Source organism: Streptomyces sp. NPDC002701, assembly GCF_042889045.1.
Classification (GTDB): Bacteria; Actinomycetota; Actinomycetes; order Streptomycetales; family Streptomycetaceae; genus Streptomyces.
Genome location: NZ_JBIAQL010000015.1, coordinates 32,666 through 46,910 on the forward strand (window position 1 = coordinate 32,666; position 14,245 = coordinate 46,910).

12 protein-coding genes are annotated in these 14,245 nt (G+C 72.3%); 5 read left to right on the forward strand and 7 right to left on the reverse strand.

Annotated features, from left to right (window positions below):
• Positions 1-254 precede the first annotated feature (254 nt).
• The 3 genes from ACFYXC_RS29960 (at position 255) to ACFYXC_RS29970 (ending at position 3,497) form a co-directional block, all read left to right on the forward strand.
• Complete coding sequence (locus ACFYXC_RS29960; protein ID WP_389555103.1) at positions 255-914, forward strand: bifunctional DNA primase/polymerase; 660 nt, start codon at positions 255-257, stop codon at positions 912-914.
• Between the two features lie 166 nt (positions 915-1,080).
• A complete protein-coding gene (locus ACFYXC_RS29965) occupies positions 1,081-1,872 on the forward strand; it encodes an ABC transporter ATP-binding protein (RefSeq protein WP_388913231.1) in 792 nt (263 codons plus the stop codon).
• Complete coding sequence (locus ACFYXC_RS29970) at positions 1,869-3,497, forward strand: transporter (RefSeq protein ID WP_389555105.1); 1,629 nt, start codon at positions 1,869-1,871, stop codon at positions 3,495-3,497. The genes ACFYXC_RS29965 and ACFYXC_RS29970 overlap by 4 nt, the downstream gene beginning before the upstream one ends.
• A gap of 209 nt (positions 3,498-3,706) precedes the next feature.
• On the opposite strand, the gene ACFYXC_RS29975 is transcribed toward ACFYXC_RS29970, so the two are convergent.
• Positions 3,707-4,588 carry an alpha/beta fold hydrolase gene (locus ACFYXC_RS29975; protein ID WP_388913225.1) on the reverse strand — a complete coding sequence of 294 codons (882 nt, stop codon included), beginning with the start codon at positions 4,586-4,588 and terminating at the stop codon, positions 3,707-3,709.
• 779 nt (positions 4,589-5,367) lie between these two features.
• Complete coding sequence (locus ACFYXC_RS29980; RefSeq protein ID WP_149509265.1) at positions 5,368-6,057, reverse strand: metal-dependent transcriptional regulator; 690 nt, start codon at positions 6,055-6,057, stop codon at positions 5,368-5,370.
• A 283-nt stretch (positions 6,058-6,340) separates the two neighbouring features.
• On the opposite strand from ACFYXC_RS29980, the gene ACFYXC_RS29985 reads away from it, so the two are divergent.
• Positions 6,341-7,099 (forward strand): SIS domain-containing protein, encoded by a 759-nt coding sequence (locus tag ACFYXC_RS29985; protein WP_388913221.1) that lies wholly within the window; start codon positions 6,341-6,343, stop codon positions 7,097-7,099.
• A gap of 72 nt (positions 7,100-7,171) precedes the next feature.
• Here ACFYXC_RS29985 and ACFYXC_RS29990 read toward each other — a convergent pair whose 3' ends face one another.
• Positions 7,172-8,554, reverse strand: coding sequence for a PAS domain-containing protein (locus tag ACFYXC_RS29990; protein WP_389555107.1), 1,383 nt, complete (start codon positions 8,552-8,554; stop codon positions 7,172-7,174).
• 645 nt (positions 8,555-9,199) lie between these two features.
• Entirely contained in the window at positions 9,200-10,300 is a 1,101-nt protein-coding gene (locus ACFYXC_RS29995) for a citrate synthase 2 (RefSeq protein ID WP_389555109.1), read from the reverse strand.
• 298 nt (positions 10,301-10,598) lie between these two features.
• Here ACFYXC_RS29995 and pdxH point away from each other — a divergent pair, with 298 nt between their 5' ends.
• Positions 10,599-11,282, forward strand: coding sequence for a pyridoxamine 5'-phosphate oxidase (gene pdxH / locus ACFYXC_RS30000; RefSeq protein WP_388913212.1), 684 nt, complete (start codon positions 10,599-10,601; stop codon positions 11,280-11,282).
• Between the two features lie 70 nt (positions 11,283-11,352).
• Here pdxH and ACFYXC_RS30005 read toward each other — a convergent pair whose 3' ends face one another.
• From ACFYXC_RS30005 to ACFYXC_RS30015, 3 genes are read right to left on the reverse strand one after another with little or no spacing between them, the layout of a single operon-like run.
• Positions 11,353-11,961 (reverse strand): TetR/AcrR family transcriptional regulator, encoded by a 609-nt coding sequence (locus ACFYXC_RS30005; RefSeq protein ID WP_388913209.1) that lies wholly within the window; start codon positions 11,959-11,961, stop codon positions 11,353-11,355.
• Positions 11,949-12,683: an enoyl-CoA hydratase family protein gene (locus tag ACFYXC_RS30010; RefSeq protein WP_389555111.1), complete on the reverse strand. Its 735-nt coding sequence runs from the start codon at positions 12,681-12,683 to the stop codon at positions 11,949-11,951. The genes ACFYXC_RS30005 and ACFYXC_RS30010 overlap by 13 nt, the downstream gene beginning before the upstream one ends.
• The gene (locus ACFYXC_RS30015; RefSeq protein ID WP_389555268.1) at positions 12,680-14,245 is read right to left on the reverse strand and encodes a 4-coumarate--CoA ligase family protein; all 1,566 of its coding nucleotides are present in this window, start codon (positions 14,243-14,245) and stop codon (positions 12,680-12,682) included. The genes ACFYXC_RS30010 and ACFYXC_RS30015 overlap by 4 nt, the downstream gene beginning before the upstream one ends.

Consider the following 14,245-nt stretch of genomic DNA (forward strand, 5'->3'; position numbering starts at 1 on the left):
CGCGCCCCGGTGCCGAGGAGGAGAGATCCGGTCTCGAAGATCAATGCCCCGCGGACATACCGAAGATGCGAGACATGCGAGGATTGCCGGGGTAAAGGCTGCTGCCTGCCCCTCACAGGGCTACCCACCACCCGCTGCCGCCTCCCCTGCGCGCCCCCGCACATGCACCCATGCGCCCCACCCATGGAATCGGTGCTCCTCCCCCGCGCGCGCAGGAGCCGTAACCCCGGGTGGGTGCGGGAGTTGAGTGGGACGTGGAAGAGACGATCGCAGGCCCCGAGACCGCCCAGATCCCGAAGCAGCGCGGCGAGTCGCTGCAGGACACCGCCGTGCGCTATGCCGAGGAACGCCACTGGGACGTGTTCCCCGGCACCTGGCTGGAGGCCGTCGAGGGTGTGCAGCGCTGCTCGTGCGGTGAGCCCTCGTGCGCCTCCCCCGGCGCGCACCCGGCGCGGGGGGACTGGTCGACGCTCGTGACGGGCAGTGTGACCGTCGCCCGCCGGCTGTGGGCGAAGCAGCCCGCGGCATCGATCCTGCTGCCGACGGGACGGACGTTCGACGCGATCGACGTGCCCGAGACCGCGGGGTTCCTCGCGCTCGCGCGGATGCGGCGGATGGAGCTGACGCTCGGGCCGGTCACCTGCACGCCGAACCGGCGGATGCAGTTCTTCGTGCTGCCGGGGGCCGCGGCGAAGGTGCCGGATCTCGTGCGCAGGCTGGGCTGGCCGCTCGCCTCCCTGGACCTGGACGTGCTCGGGGAAGGCACGTACGTGGCTGCGCCGCCCACGCGGGTCGGGGGGCGCGGGGCTGTCCAGTGGGCCTGCCGGCCGACCCCGGCGAACCGGTGGCTGCCGGACGCGGAGGAGCTGATCTCGCCGTTGGCCTACGCGTGCGGACGGGACGCCCGGCGGTAGCCCGAAGTCCGCCGGTGACCTGCGGCGCCCGCCGGGTGTCCGCGGCGCCTGCCGGTGATCGGGTGCGGGTGGGCGGGGGCCGGTCGCGCGGTTCCCCGCGTCCTCGGAAGCGGGGCTGCGCCCCTGCTTCGGCGAAAACGCTCCGCGGGTCCGTATCGTGCTCCGCATGACGGTGGGAGGTCCGGTGGACGCGGTCGCGGTACGGGTGCGGGGACTATGGAAGCGGTTCGGGGAGCAGGTGGCCGTCGCGGGCATCGATCTGGAGCTGCCCGCGGGGCAGTTCATCGGCCTGGTCGGACCCAACGGAGCCGGCAAGACCACCACCCTGTCGATGGTGACCGGCCTGCTCCGCCCCGACCAGGGCACCGTCGAGGTCGTCGGACACGACGTGTGGCGCGACCCCACCGAGGTCAAGGCCCGCATCGGGGTCCTGCCCGAGGGGCTGCGCCTCTTCGAGCGGCTCTCCGGCCGCGAACTCCTCGCCTACACGGGCCGCCTGCGCGGACTCCCCGGCGCGGAGGTCGACAAGCGCGCCACCCAGCTGCTCGACGTGCTCGACCTCGCCGGAGCCCAGCACAAGCTGGTCGTCGACTACTCGACCGGTATGCGCAAGAAGATCGGCCTGGCCGCCGCGCTGCTGCACAACCCCGAAGTGCTCTTCCTCGACGAACCGTTCGAGGGCGTCGACCCCGTGTCCGCCCAGACCATCCGCGGGGTGCTGGAGCGGTACACCGCCTCCGGTGCCACCGTCGTCTTCTCCTCCCATGTCATGGAACTCGTCGAGTCGCTCTGCGACTGGGTCGCCGTGCTGGCCGCGGGCCGCATCCGCGCCCACGGCCCGCTCGCCGAGGTACGCGGTGAGTCCCCGTCCCTCCAGCGGGCCTTCCTCGAACTGGTCGGTGCGAACGGCCGCGACACCGGCTCAGACCTCGACTGGCTCGGCGGCGGAGCCCGATGAGCACCCCCGCCCGCCACACCACCTCCGTCACCTCTGTCGCCTCTGTCACCTCGGTCGTCGTACGGCTGAAGCTGGCCCTGCTGCGCAACGGCCTGCGGCAGTCGGCCGGACGGCGGGCCGCGTACGTGGCGTCGCTCGTCGTCGTGCTGCTCTTCGCCGCCGCCCAGCTCATCGGCCTGATCGCCCTGCGCGGCAACCCGCACGCGGTGAACGTCACGGTGCTGCTCACGGCCGTACTGGCCCTCGGCTGGGCCGTGATGCCGCTCTTCTTCCCCGGCGGCGACGAGACCCTCGACCCCACCCGCCTGGTGATGCTCCCGCTGCGCCCGCGCCCCCTCGTCCGCGCCCTGCTGGTGGCGTCGCTGGTCGGCATCGGACCGCTGTTCACGCTGTGCCTGCTCACCGGCTCGGTCGTCGCGACGGCGCACGGGGCCGCGGCGTACGTCGCCGGCGTCGTCGCGGCCGTCCTGGCGCTCCTGGTCTGCGTGGCGTTCGCCCGGGCCGTCGCGACCGCCAACCTCCGGCTGCTGACCAGCCGCAAGGGCCGTGACCTGGCGGTGCTGAGCGGTCTGCTGATCGCGGTCGGCGCCCAGGTCGTCAACTTCGGGGCGCAGCGGCTCGGTTCGTCCGGCCTGTCCACGCTGGACCCGGCGGCGGACGTACTGCGCTGGGTGCCGCCCGCGTCGGCGCTCGGCGCGGTGGACTCCGTCAGCGAGGGCTCGTACGCCGTCGGGGCCGCCCAGCTCGCCCTGAGCGGGCTGGCCCTGGCGGGACTGCTCGGCCACTGGCAGCGGAGCCTCACCCGGCTGATGACCTCGCCGGACGGTTCCACGCTGCAGGCCGGCGAGCCCGTGCGGGACACGGCGGGGCGCTCCTCCGGGCTCGGCCGGCTGCTGCCGCCCGGCCGCACCGGCACGGTCGTGGAGCGCAGCCTGCGGTACGTGTGGCGGGATCCGAAGACGAAGGCGGCGTGGGTGACGTCGCTCGCGATCGGCCTGATCGTCCCGCTGTTCAACGCGCTGCAGGGAACCGGGTCGATCTACTTCGCGTGCTTCGCCGCGGGCATGCTCGGCATCCAGATGTACAACCAGTTCGGGCAGGACACGTCCGCGTTCTGGATGGTCGCGATGACGATCTCCTCGACCAGGGACGCGTACGTCGAACTGCGGGGCCGGGCGCTCGCCCTCCTGCTGATCACCCTCCCGTACGCCACGCTCGTCACCGTCCTGACGACGGCGTTGCTCGGCGACTGGCCGGCCCTGCCCGAGGTGCTCGGCCTCTCCTTCGCGCTGCTCGGCGCGATGCTGGCGACGGGTGCCTGGTCCTCCGCCCGCTTCCCGTACTCGATCCCGCAGGAGAGTTACAAGAGCGTGGCTCCCGGCCAGGCGGGACTGGCCTGGATCTCGATCTTCGGCGGCATGGTCGCGGCGGCGCTGCTGTGCGCCCCGGTCATCGCCCTCACCATCTACCTCAACGTCTCGGCGGACGGCGAGGCGTGGACCTGGCTCCTCCTCCCCCTGGGCACCGCCTACGGCACCCTCCTCACCCTCGCGGGCCTGAAACTGGCCGCCCCCCGAACAGCCCACAACCTCCCAGAAATCCTGACAGCAGTAAGCAAGGCATAACCCACCACCGCCAGGCCACGGGAAAGCGCAGTCTTTTCAGGGGCGCGGGGAACGGCGCAAGCTTCTAGGGGCGCGGGGAACTGCGCAATCTTTAAGGGGGCGCGGGGAACTGCGCAATCTTTAAGGGGGCGCGGGGAACTGCGCAATCTTTAAGGGGCGCGGGGAACGGCGCGACGAGCCCCCACCCACCCGCACCCAGCCGAACCCACCTAGCGCAACACCTCGTCAAGAAACGGCTCAACCGCATCCCGCCAGGCCGACGGCTGGTCATAGTGCACAAGATGCCCCGCCTCGGCCACCTCCGCATACCGCCCATCAGGCAGCACCCGAACCATCTCCTGGGACTCGGCCCGCCCCAACTCCCCGTCGAGCCCCCGCACGACCAGCGTCGGACAGCACACCTGCGCCAGCTCCTCCCAGTGCGCGTCGTACACCCACGTCTCCCGCGACTTGAGCATCTGCTCGGGCTCGAAGACCGGCCGCCACCCGTCCGCGTACTCGGCCATGACCTCCGCGTAGAACTCCCCGCGCGCCGGGTTCGGCCGTTCCACCCACGGATCGTCCTCGCCGAACCACTTCCGGACGTCCGCGAGCGTGGCGAACGGAACCGGCCAGGACTTGAACCAGTTCTCCCACTCACGCTGTGAGGCGGACCCGAGCGCCGAGGCCCGCATGTCGCAGATGACCAGCCCGCACACGAGGTCGGGGCGCCTGGCCGCGAGCTGCCAGGCCGTCAGGGCCCCCATGGCGTGCCCGATGAGGACGGCCGGGGCGAGGCCCAGCTCCTCCAGAGCGGCCTCCGCGTCCTCGACGTACGCCCCGCGGGTGTACTCCGTCTCCGCCGGCTTCTCGCTCTGCCCGTGGCCCCGCTGGTCGAGCGCCACGGCCCGGTGCCGCTCGCCGAGCCAGCGGGCGGTGGACGCCCAGTGCGAGGCACGGCCCATCAGCCCGTGCAGTAAGAGCACGCCGGGCGCCCGCTCGACCCCGCCGGCCCGCTCGCCCCGGGGCGGATCGGCCTTGGGAGGGTCGGCGAACTCCCAGGCCGCGAGGCGCACCCCGCCCGCCCCGGTCACGTCGATGCGCCGCACCATACGCTGGCACCCCCAAAGATCCGCTCGGCCGGTTCGTCCCGCACGAGCCCGCCGGTCCACTCGTACCGTTGGCCGTACCGCTGCTCCTGCTGGTTGTTCCTGCGTAATCCGTAGTCGTTCCGTCACCCGTACGCTCTCGAATGCACATTCGAAAGTGGGGTTCTGGGCGGTAACACCCCTCCTTCGAGTGACCCCGCCCGAGGATTGGCCGCCGCCGCCGAGGGGAGATCTTCAACGGGAGGCGGGCCGCTCGGGGAAAACGGTCCGCAGGGGATGACCCTGGGAGCTCGGGGCTCCGGGTCAGCACGGGGGAGGACAGGCCCCGGCGCCTCACGGCGCCGGGGCCCTCCGTACGTCCGCGGCACATCCTTGCGCCCCCTCCCCGACCGCGCGTCGGCGGCGCTGCCGTCACGGTCAAGAGCCCTCAGGTCATATGCCTCTCGCGACAGCCTCGCACGGGAACGGTCCGCCCGCTGCAATTCCACGCACTGAATCTTCGTTTCTGCGGGAACGCCGCCATGGGTCAACTGAGGCGCGTGTGACGGAAGTTGACCGAGTGGTTCGGAGCGGGAAACGGCCGTCCGGAGGCTGCCTGGTCAGGGGCGCGCGGAGGACGCGCCGCCGGGCACGCCACCGCGCACGACCGCGCACGACCGGCGGCACGCGAAATCGCCCGGCCGGCCCGAGAACGACCGAAAACCGGCCCACGCGCCGAGCTCTCCGTGTGCGCACAGCGCACAGGGCTCTTCTCCGGCGCGAGCCGCGGTGTCGTCGCCGCCCTACCGCTTCGCCACGAACACGTGGGACGCCACGCCCGACTCCAGCTCCGCGGCCTCCCCGCCGCTGCCGACGAGCACCCCGCCCGCCGACTCCGTCACGCTCACGACCGAACCCGGCTGCACGCCCGCCCGCCGCAGCGTGTACATCAGCTGCGCGTCCGTCTGGATCGGCTCACCGATGCGGCGCACGACGACCGTCTTGCCGTCCAGGCCGGGGTCCAGGTCGGCCAGCGACACCATGCCCGCGTCCAGGAAGGGATCCGCCCCGTTCTCGCCCAGCTCCTCCAGGCCCGGGATCGGGTTCCCGTACGGCGACTCGGTGGGGTGGCGCAGCAGTTCGAGCACCCGCCGCTCGACCGCCTCGCTCATCACGTGCTCCCAGCGGCACGCCTCCGCGTGCACCTGCTCCCACTCCAGACCGATCACGTCGACGAGCAGGCACTCGGCGAGGCGGTGCTTGCGCATCACGCGCGTGGCCAGCCGGCGGCCCTCCTCCGTGAGCTCGAGGTGGCGGTCGCTGGCCACCGCCACGAGGCCGTCGCGCTCCATGCGGGCCACGGTCTGGCTGACGGTCGGCCCGCTCTGGTCGAGGCGCTCGGCGATCCGGGCGCGCATGGGGACCACACCTTCCTCCTCCAGCTCGAGGATGGTGCGGAGATACATCTCCGTGGTGTCGATCAGTCCGGACATACGTGCCCCTCGATTAGCTCTGCCGGAGGCTGGGTGGCTCACCGGCGTGTGCGCTGGCCCTGGCAACAATTCTGACGCATCCCACCGACAACCGTGCCGTGCCGTTCGAACCACGTGGTGACGAGTGCCCGACGCGTGCCTGCGGAGACGGTCGGGCCCGGCACCCGCAGACGGGTGGAAGGGGGCCCTCGTGCCCCAGTGTCGCTCCTGCGGAGCGTATTGACACGGAAGTGGTCCAGACCGCAACGTGATCCGCGACACGACAGCGGAAGGGGCTTCGCGGATGGGCGACAGCAAGCTGGCCGGGCAGTTCTTCGACGCCGCGATCGGCCTGCTGCAGCGGGTGCGGGACGAGGAGGCACCCTCGATCGAGGCGGCCGGGACGATGATCGCGGACACCGTCACGGACGGCGGCCGGCTCTTCGCCTTCGGCGCCGGTCATTCGTCGCTCGCCGCGCAGGACCTCGTCTACCGCGCGGGCAGTCTCGCGCTGATGAACCTGCTCGCCGTACCGGGCGCGGTCGGTGTCGATGTCATGCCGGCCACGCTGGGCTCCGCGCTGGAGCGGGTCGACGGTCTCGCGAGCGCGGTCCTCGGCGCCAGTCCGGCCCGCGCCGGCGACCTCCTGGTGATCATCTCCCTCTCCGGGCGCAACGCCCTCCCCGTCGAGATGGCGATGAGCGCCCGCGACCTCGGCCTGAAGGTCATCGGGGTCACGTCGGTGGCGTACGCCGCCGAGACGAGGTCCCGGCACACCTCGGGGACGTACCTGAAGGACCACTGCGACGTCGTCCTCGACTCGAAGATCGCGATCGGCGACGCGGAACTCACCCTCGACACCATCCCGGCGCCCTTCGCCTCCGCCTCCACGGTCGTGACCTCGGCGCTCCTCCAGTCGGTCATGGCCACGGCGGCGGGCACCCTCGCGGACCGCGGCCTGGAGCCGCCGCTCCTGCGCTCGGGGAACGTCGACGGGGGTCTGGAGTGGAACGACCGGGTCTTCAGGGAGTACGGAGACCGGATCTTCTACTGGCAGCGTTGACCCGCGGGCCGGTGGGGGCCGGTCGCGCGGTTCCCCGCGCCCCAGCGGACGGGGCTGCGCCCCCGCTCCTCGTCACCCCTGCTCCAGCACCGCCGCCAGATCCAGTGCCGCCGCGATGCGTACCGCGACATCCTCCGCGTACGTCGCGTCGAACCTCTCGAACTGCGTGCGGCTCGCGCCGCGCAGGAACGTGACGACGCCCAGCGTCCGCCCCCGGCTCCGCAGGACGACACACAGCGCGTGCACCGCATCCGCCGGCCACTGACGGGCGACGGCCCAGTCACGGGCACGCTCCGGATCGCTCACCCCCGCACTGGCCCGTACGGAACCGATCCGCTCGACGCACTGGAAGGCCGGATGCCCCTCGGCGTACCGGACGGGCAGCCCGGCCCGCCCCGCGGGCAGACTGGGTCCGGGCGCGCCGGAGGGCGTGGCCGCGCCCCGCACGAGCCGTACCGGCCCCTCCCCGTCGGCCACGGAACCCCCCGCCACCCGGTCGATCAGCGCGTGGTCGGCGAATCCGGCCAGCGCGAAGTCGAGATGGACGGACGCCGCCTCCGCGGGGTCCTCGCACTCGGCGGCGGCCCGCGCCGCCCGGTGCAGCTGGTTGGTCCTGAACCGCAGCAGCGCCGCTTCCTGCTCGGTCTGCTTGCTCTCGGTGACGTCCTGGAAGAGCCAGGCCACCCCGAGCGGAACCGGTTCCTCCGCGAGCGGCGAGGCCAGCCGCAGGAACCCGCTGCGCCAGCAGCGCCGCTGATCCCCCTCCGCGGTGCGCAGGGTCACCCACATCTCGGCGGGCGCCGGCGGCGCACCCTCGGCGAGGACATGCGTGAGCGCGCTCTCCAGTTCCTCCACCCCCTGGGCGAGCAGCTCGCCCAGGGGCCGCCCCAGCAGGGCCGTGCGTCCGGAGCCGAGGGCCCGCGCCGCGTGCGCGTTGACCACGGCGGGCCGCAGGTCGGCGTCGACGAGCACGACCCCCCAGGAGGCGTCGTCGAAGAGGGCCTCGCTCAGGGCGATCGACCGCTCCAGGTCGATCTGCGCGTGCACCTCGCTGAAGGCGCAGTACACCCCGGCCGGCTTCCCGTCGGGCCCGGGCACGGCGGCCGACTGGGTCCGTACGAGGACCCGGCCGCCCTCCTTGGTCAGCAGCGCGAATTCGTGGACCTGCCGCCCGGGGGCCTGCATCGCGGACAGCAGCCGGTTCCCGACCTCCTCGGCGTCCGCGGTCCGCACGGCCCAGCCGGCGAACCCGTGCCGTCCGACCGCCTCGGCCGCGGTCCAGCCGAGGATCCGCTCCGCCTCCCGGTTCCAGTGCGTCACCACCCCGTCGGCGTCGAACGCGCACAGCGCGGCGTCCATCCCGTCGAGCAGAGCGGCCAGCAGATCGGCCCCGTCCCGCTCCGGCTCGTCCGGCCCGAGCTCGTCCGTCGTCCCGCTACGCCGCGAAGCACTCACCTGGCACCCCCTGCAGGCCGTGTCGGCGAATCCTGCGCGGTGTGCCCGCGCGTCTGTTCACTCACTACGAATCACTCACTAGGAATCATTCAACTCGAACGTGACGCACCCCACATCTGGTTCCCACAAGATTGAGGAAATCGTTGTGTGCGGGCACTTCGGCCCCGGACGGCCGGACCGGTCGGTCTTCGGGCCGGTCGCCGGATCCCCGTCGTCCCGGCACTCCCACAAGATCGGTTCCCCCCGTGGATCCGGTCAACGCGTCAACTTCGCGGAAAATCACTTGAGCGACGCCCCGACGCTTCCTAATGTGTGGTCCACGCCGAAAGGAGGTGATCGGGTACATGTCTGAAACCCGGACCAGCGAGGTGGCTGCGGGCTAGCGGCCCGTCACCACACACAGTGCGGTGCCGGACCAGCGCGTGAGACGAGCGTGCGGCCGGCCCAATCTCAAGCAGTCACCCGACCCGCGTGCTCGCCGGTGAGTCCGGCCGGCTCCCTCCTCGGAGGGGACCAGAGCTCGCGGGTCGTCTGCGTTCCCCGGCGGACCGTCGGGGTGACGACACACGTGTGGCGGCGCTCCATGGAGCGCCGCCACACGTGCCGTCCGCACACGATCATGCCTGCACGATCATGTCTGCTCGGTCAGTGGGCGATGCTCTCGAAGCCCTCGATCTCGCGCGGGTTGCGGGTGCCCGGGCCGACGTAGCGCGCGGAGGGCCGGACCAGGCGTCCGGTGCGCTTCTGCTCCAGGATGTGCGCGGACCAGCCGGCGGTACGGGCGCACGTGAACATCGAGGTGAACATGTGGGCCGGGACCTCGGCGAAGTCGAGGACGATGGCGGCCCAGAACTCGACGTTCGTGGCGAGGACGCGGTCCGGGCGCCGGGCGTGCAGTTCGGCGAGGGCCGCCTTCTCCAGGGCCTCGGCGATCTCGAAGCGGGGAGCGCCCAGCTCGCGGGCGGTGCGGCGCAGCACCCGCGCGCGCGGGTCCTCGGCGCGGTACACCCGGTGGCCGAAGCCCATCAGACGCTCGCCCTTGTCGAGGGCCTGCTTGACGAACGCCTCGGCGTCGCCCGTGCGTTCGATCTCCTCGATCATGCCGAGGACCCGCGAGGGGGCGCCGCCGTGCAGCGGTCCCGACATGGCGCCGACGGCTCCCGAGAGGGCCGCCGCCACGTCGGCGCCGGTGGACGCGATGACGCGGGCGGTGAACGTGGACGCGTTCATGCCGTGCTCGGCGGCGCTCGTCCAGTAGGCGTCGACCGCCGCCACGTGCTTGGGGTCGGGCTCGCCGCGCCAGCGGATCATGAACCGCTCGACGACGGACTGCGCCTTGTCGATCTCCCGCTGCGGGACCATCGGCAGGCCCTGGCCGCGGGCGGACTGGGCGACGTAGCTGAGGGCCATGACGGCGGCGCGGGCGAGGTCCGCGCGGGCCTGCTTCTCGTCGATGTCGAGGAGCGGCTTGAGGCCCCAGACGGGGGCGAGCATGGCGAGCGCGGACTGCACGTCCACCCGGATGTCACCGGAGTGGACGGGGATCGGGAACGGCTCGGCGGGCGGCAGGCCGGGATTGAAGGCGCCGTCGACGAGCAGGCCCCAGACGTTGCCGAAGGAGACGTGGCCGACCAGGTCCTCGATGTCGACGCCCCGGTACCGCAGGGCGCCGCCCTCCTTGTCCGGTTCGGCGATCTCCGTCTCGAAAGCGACGACTCCTTCGAGTCCGGGTACGAAGTCGGACATCAGGCGGCTCCTCATGATGTGTGCGACGGGTGGTGTGTGGGAGGTGCGGGTTGCGCGGTGCGACGTGCGAGGTGGAAGAGCGGTGGTGTTCGGGGTGCGAGCGTGCGGTTCCGCGGTCGCCTCGTGGACTCGCGGTCCGTACGTCACTCCGGTCATGCCCCGTGCGGCCGGCGGTCACCCAACCGTTCCGGAAGCAGGACGATATCCCTTGGTGCCACCTTTGGGGAGAGTACGCGGCACTCAGTGCCACGCAGTGATGAAGCCCACGCCCGCCAACTGCCCTCGGCCGCCCTCGGTCATGCGGCAGGATGACCATGTGACCGACCGTGAACCCCTCCTCGACCCCGCCCTGATGCGCAAGCAGTACCGGGCCGAGGGAATGGACGAGACCGAGCTGGCCGACCACCCCATGGAGCAGTTCGCGCGCTGGTTCACCCAGGCCGCGGCGCGGGGCGCGCTGTACGAGCCGAACGCGATGGTCGTCTCCACGGCGGACGCCGGGGGGCGGCCCAGTTCCCGGACGGTGCTGCTGAAGCGGTACGACGAGCGGGGTTTCGTCTTCTTCACCAACTACGGGTCCCGCAAGGCGCGTGAGCTGGCGGAGAACCCGTACGTCTCGCTGCTCTTCCCCTGGCATCCGATGGCGCGGCAGGTCGTCGTGACCGGGACCGCGGAGCGCACCGGGCGGGACGAGACGGCGGCGTACTTCCGTACGCGACCGCACGGGTCGCAGCTCGGGGCGTGGGCCAGTGCGCAGTCCTCGGTGGTCGCCGCCCGGGACGAGCTGGAGGTGTCGTACGCCGAGCTGGTCGCGCGGTATCCCGCCGGGGAGCAGGTGCCCGTGCCGCCGCACTGGGGCGGGTTCCGGGTGGTGCCGCGGACGGTGGAGTTCTGGCAGGGACGGGAGAACCGGCTGCACGACCGGCTGCGGTACGTGGTGGACGAGGGCGGGCAGTGGCGGGTGGAGAGGCTGGCTCCCTGAAGGGCTGAGCCCTCGAAGGCCGTGCGCTGAAGGGCCGTGCTTCGAAGGGCCGTGCCCGGACCGGGGGCGCTCAGCCCAGCGCGCCGTCCAGGATCCGGGCCCACTGGGCCACGACCTTGGCCCTGCGGGACGTGTCGTCCGTCAGGAGGTTGGCCAGGCCCAGGCCCCGGGACATGTCCAGGAAGCCCTGCACGGTCTCGCGTACGCCGGGGCGGGACTCGTCGGCGTTCAGCAGGTCCACGGCGATGCGGTGGGTCTCGCGGCCGACGCGGGCCTCCAGCTCGGTCACGCGGGAGCACAGCTGGTCCTCGTTGGAGGCGGCGACCCAGAGGTGCAGGGCGGCGCGGAACAGGGGGCCCGTGTAGAGGTCGACCAGGGCGGCGACGACGGCCCGGCGGTCCGTGGCGCCCTCGGGGAAGAGGGCGCGCAGGGCGGTGGAGCGCTCCTCGGCGACGTACTCGACGGCCGCCGTGAAGAGGTCCTCGCGGGTCGGGAAGTGGTGCTGGGCCGCGCCCCGCGACACCCCGGCGCGTTCGGCGACCACGGAGACCGTCGAGCCCGCCCAGCCGCGTTCGGCGAGGCAGGCCACGGCGGCGGCGAGGAGGCGTTGCCTGGTGGCGCGGCTGCGGTCCTGTTTGGGGACGCGTTCCGCCGGCGGCGCGCCGTTCACCACACCCATGAGGGATCCCGTCGTTCGAGGAAGGCGGTCATTCCCTCGCGGGCCTGTGCGGAGGAGAACAGCCGGGCCGAGAGAGCGGTCAGGCCGGCCGCGTCCCGGTCGAAGGTGTCCAGCACCTTAGCCGTGAGCAGCCGCTTCGTCTCGGCCAGCCCCTGCGGTGAGGAGCGCCGCAGCCCGTCGAGCACCGGCGCGAGGACGTCGTCGGCGTCGTCGCCCGCCGCGGTGACGAGGCCGATCCGGGCGGCCTCGGCCGCGTCGAACTTCTCCCCGGTGAGGTAGTAGCGGGCCACCGCGCGCGGGTCGAGGCGCGGCAGGAGGGGCAGCGAGATCACGGCGGGGGCCACCCCGATGCGTACCTCCGTGAAGGCGAAGGTGGCGTCCCGGGAGGCGGCCGCGATGTCGCAGGCGCCGAGCAGTCCGAGGCCGCCCGCGCGCACATGACCGGTGACGCGGGCGACGACGGGCCTGGGCAGTTCGACGATTTGGCGCAGCAGCGCCACGAGCGTGTCGGGGTGCGGCGGGTCGGTCAGGTCCGCGCCCGCGCTGAAGGTGTTCCCGGTGTGGGTGAGGACGACGGCGCGTACGCCGCCGTCCCTGCCGCACTCCGTGAGCGCGTCGGCGAGGTCTCCCACCAGGCGGGCGGAGAGGGCGTTGCGCCGCTCGGGCGCGTCGAGCGCGAGGGTGGTGATCCCCCGCTCGTGCGACCGCCGCACCGTGGTCATGCGCGCTCCCTCAGTTCCCGTCGCAGGATCTTCCCCGAGGCGGCCCTCGGCACCGCTTCGAGGAACTCGACGTGCCGGACCTTCTTGTACGGGGCGACGCGCGCGGCGACGTACTCCATGACCTCTTCCTCCGTGAGACCCGCCGCGGCCGGCTGGCGCACCACGTACGCGTGCGGCCTCTCGTTGTTGTCGGTGTCGTAGACCCCGATGACGGCGGCGTCCGCGATGCCGGGGTGCGTCAGCAGGAGTGCCTCCAGCTCGGCGGGGGCCACCTGGAAGCCCTTGTACTTGATGAGTTCCTTGACGCGGTCGACGACGTACAGCCAGCCGTCCGCGTCGACGTGTCCGACGTCGCCGGTGTGCAGCCAGCCGTCCTCGTCGATCATCGCGGCGGTGTCGTCGGGCCGGCCGAGGTAGCCCTTCATGACCTGGGGGCCGCGGATGACGATCTCACCGCGTTCGCCGACGCCGACGTCCTTCGCGGGGTCGTCCAGGGAGACGATGCGCATCTCGGTGCCGGCGATGAGCTTGCCGACGCTTCCCGGGGGCGCGTTCCGCTCGCCGAGGGGGACGACGTGGGTGCCGGGGGAGAGTTCCGTCATGCCGTACGCCTGGCCGACCGGCGGCAGCCCGAGCCGGTGCGAACACGCTTGTGCCAGTTCGGCGTCGAGGGGGGCCGCCGCGCTGATGACGTACTGCAGGGACGACAGGTCGTAGCCCTCGACGGCGGGGTGCTTGGCGAGGGCGAGCACGATCGGCGGGGCCACGTAGAGGCCGGTGATGCGGTGCTTCTCGATGGCCGCGAGGAACGTGTCGAGGTCGAAGCGCGGCAGCACGACCACGGTGGCGCCCTGCCTCAGCGGGGCGTTCATGAGGGCCGTCAGTCCGTAGATGTGGAAGAACGGCAGGACGGCGAGGATACGGTCGCCGGGGCCCATCGGCATGGTGGGGGTCAGCTGGGCGAGGTTGGTGGCGATGTTCCGGTGGGTGAGCATCACCCCCTTCGGGACACCGGTCGTCCCGGAGGAGTACGGGAGGGCCGCCACGTCCGTCACGGGGTCGACGTCGATCTGCGGCTCGGGGGCCGTGGAGCCCAGCATGTCGAGCAGGGAGCGGTGTCCGGGAGCCTGGTCGCAGACGAGTATCTCCCGTATGCCGCCCGCGAGTTCGGCCGCCGCGCGGGCGGTGTCCAGGAGCGGTGAGACGGTGACGATCCACCGGGCGGCGCAGTCCCGCAGCTGCTTGGCGAACTCCTCCGGCGTGGCGAGCGGGTGCACGGTGGTGACCGACGCCCCCGCGCGCGTGGCCGCGTAGAACGCCGTGGGGAAGGCGACGGTGTTGGGGCTGTGCAGGGCGAGCACATCGCCCTTGCGCACGCCGAGTTCGGCGAGCGCGGCGGCGATCCGCCGGTGGAACGTGTCGAGCTGGGCGTAGGTGAGGGTCGTGCCGTTCACGCCGTCGATCAGCGCGGGGGCGTCACCCCGGGAGGCGGCACGGCCCAGCACCGCCTCGTGGATGGGTTCTTCGACGGCGGGAACGTCTTCGTACTCGCTGCGGAACAC

Bases quoted from the DNA above. Each gene is read 5' to 3' on its own strand.
- ACFYXC_RS29965 (WP_388913231.1), top strand. From the start codon at position 1,081: ATGACGGTGGGAGGTCCGGTGGACGCGGTCGCGGTACGGGTGCGGGGA.
- ACFYXC_RS29970 (WP_389555105.1), top strand. From the start codon at position 1,869: ATGAGCACCCCCGCCCGCCACACCACCTCCGTCACCTCTGTCGCCTCT.
- ACFYXC_RS29975 (WP_388913225.1), bottom strand. From the start codon at position 4,588: ATGGTGCGGCGCATCGACGTGACCGGGGCGGGCGGGGTGCGCCTCGCG.
- ACFYXC_RS29980 (WP_149509265.1), bottom strand. From the start codon at position 6,057: ATGTCCGGACTGATCGACACCACGGAGATGTATCTCCGCACCATCCTC.
- ACFYXC_RS29985 (WP_388913221.1), top strand. From the start codon at position 6,341: ATGGGCGACAGCAAGCTGGCCGGGCAGTTCTTCGACGCCGCGATCGGC.
- ACFYXC_RS29995 (WP_389555109.1), bottom strand. From the start codon at position 10,300: ATGTCCGACTTCGTACCCGGACTCGAAGGAGTCGTCGCTTTCGAGACG.
- pdxH (WP_388913212.1), top strand. From the start codon at position 10,599: ATGCGGCAGGATGACCATGTGACCGACCGTGAACCCCTCCTCGACCCC.
- ACFYXC_RS30005 (WP_388913209.1), bottom strand. From the start codon at position 11,961: ATGGGTGTGGTGAACGGCGCGCCGCCGGCGGAACGCGTCCCCAAACAG.
- ACFYXC_RS30010 (WP_389555111.1), bottom strand. From the start codon at position 12,683: ATGACCACGGTGCGGCGGTCGCACGAGCGGGGGATCACCACCCTCGCG.